Source organism: uncultured Legionella sp., from assembly GCF_937871865.1.
In the GTDB taxonomy this organism is placed as follows: Bacteria; Pseudomonadota; Gammaproteobacteria; order Legionellales; family Legionellaceae; genus Legionella.
Genome location: NZ_CALMPD010000104.1, coordinates 1 through 1,339, shown reverse-complemented (window position 1 = coordinate 1,339; position 1,339 = coordinate 1). Strand labels below are relative to the sequence as shown.

Sequence of the window (1,339 nt, the reverse complement as noted above, 5' to 3'; positions counted from 1 at the left end):
GTCGATTTTAGCCACGGATGGCTTAAATCAATCACGAGCTTAGCGACACTATCGCACGCCTTGTTTTGGTATCAGGCTTCCTGTTACGGTAATTGTTAAAATACAGGTACTTCCTTTTCCAGCCAGATGGCAGGCAGAAGCACCTATCCCTGATGTACCTGGTGTGGTTTTCAATATCAGGTTTTTCGGTTTAGGCGACTTGTTGGTTACTGTATACAAAACCGTAGCGGTTTCTCCTTCAGTAACGGTAACTTGTTGAGGCGTCGGGATGGAATATTCCCATAAACTCGTTGGTGTGGTTGCAATTGCCTCAATGCTGTTACCTAATAACAGGCTTGTGGCGACAGCAAGCAGGTATTCTTTCTGTCTTTTAATCATCGAGTTACTCTCCATGTATAGATTGAATCATTTTTCAGGCTAACAAATACTCTGGATAAATAATAGTATTATGATACTAGCTAGGAAGTTGCGTTCTGACACAAAAAATTGAACTCATTCATTTGATTATTAAATTCAATTAAGATTGATGATAATCTTATTTTTGGTATTGCGCGTGATGTTCGAAAGTATGAATAAAAGTGATAAACTGGGTTTTTCAAAAATAGGAACTCTTTTCAATGAATAATGATGAAGTAAAAGATCAGATCGATGTCTTAAAAACTTTGATCCAAAAATACGATCATCATTATTATGTTCTTGATGAACCATTGGTTCCTGATATTGAATACGATCGCAATTTCAAAGCATTACAACAATTAGAAACAGAATATCCTCAGTATGTGACCTCTGATTCCCCAACACAGCGGGTAAGTGGAACGGCATCTGATGCTTTTATGCCTGTTGCTCATAAACAACCTATGTTATCGCTCTCAAATGTTTTTAGCGACGATGAGTTACGAGCATTTATAAAACGAGCTACTGATAAGCTGGATGAACCAAACCAACAATTGACTTTTGTTTGCGAACCTAAACTCGATGGCCTGGCTGTAAATATTACCTATGAAAACGGTTTCTTAATTCATGCTGCGACTCGAGGGGATGGGGCAACTGGAGAAAATATTACAGCTAATATCAAGACGATTAGTTCCGTCCCCTTAAAATTGACTTCTGCAAATCCACCGAGCCTTATAGAAATTCGTGGTGAGGTTTACATCCCCAAAGCTGGTTTTGAGGCATACAATAAAAAAGCTCGGGAAATGGGGGAAAAAACATTCGTCAATCCACGAAATGCCGCAGCTGGAAGTTTAAGGCAATTAAATCCGGCCATTACGGCCAGCCGCCCTTTAGCTATTTATTGCTATGGAGTTGGTGCTTGCGAAGACTATAAATTACCCGCCAC

At 39.5% G+C, this 1,339-nt stretch carries 1 protein-coding gene and 1 pseudogene; one reads left to right on the top strand and one right to left on the bottom strand.

Going from position 1 to position 1,339, the window contains the following annotated elements:
* Nucleotides 1-48: 48 nt before the first annotated feature.
* Nucleotides 49-378: a hypothetical protein gene (locus Q0495_RS05820; protein WP_298624044.1), complete on the bottom strand. Its 330-nt coding sequence runs from the start codon at nt 376-378 to the stop codon at nt 49-51.
* A gap of 239 nt (nt 379-617) precedes the next feature.
* Here Q0495_RS05820 and ligA point away from each other — a divergent pair.
* Nucleotides 618-1,339 (top strand): annotated as a pseudogene (gene ligA, locus Q0495_RS05815) (NAD-dependent DNA ligase LigA); the annotation flags it as partial.